The sequence below is a fragment of the Streptomyces malaysiensis subsp. samsunensis genome (genome assembly GCF_024519315.1).
In the GTDB taxonomy this organism is placed as follows: Bacteria; Actinomycetota; Actinomycetes; order Streptomycetales; family Streptomycetaceae; genus Streptomyces; species Streptomyces malaysiensis.
The window spans coordinates 1-284 of sequence record NZ_JANIIC010000294.1 but is presented as its reverse complement, the minus strand read 5'-3'; the positions used below and the strand labels follow the sequence as shown (position 1 = coordinate 284).

Here is a 284-nt window from a genome sequence, read left to right as displayed (position 1 = left end):
GAGGCCGCCGACACCACGGGCGAGACGGTCTTCCTCTTCAGCGGACAGGGCAGCCAGCGCCCCGGCATGGGCACCGAACTCTACGACCGCTTCCCCATCTTCGCCGAAGCCTTCGACGAAGTCTGCGCCCTCCTCGACCCCCACCTGGAACACCCACTACGGCAGGTGGTCTTCGACACCGACCCGGAGCATGCCTGGCTGTTGGACCACACCACCTACGCCCAGGCCGGACTGTTCGCCCTGCACATCGCCCTGGCACGACTGCTCGACTCCGTGGGAGTACA

Annotated in this window: 1 protein-coding gene; it reads left to right on the top strand. The window is 66.9% G+C overall.

What is annotated here, in order from left to right; genetic code table 11:
- A partial coding sequence (locus tag NQU54_RS48960) for an acyltransferase domain-containing protein (protein ID WP_257636712.1) occupies positions 1-284 on the top strand: 284 nt, incomplete at both ends.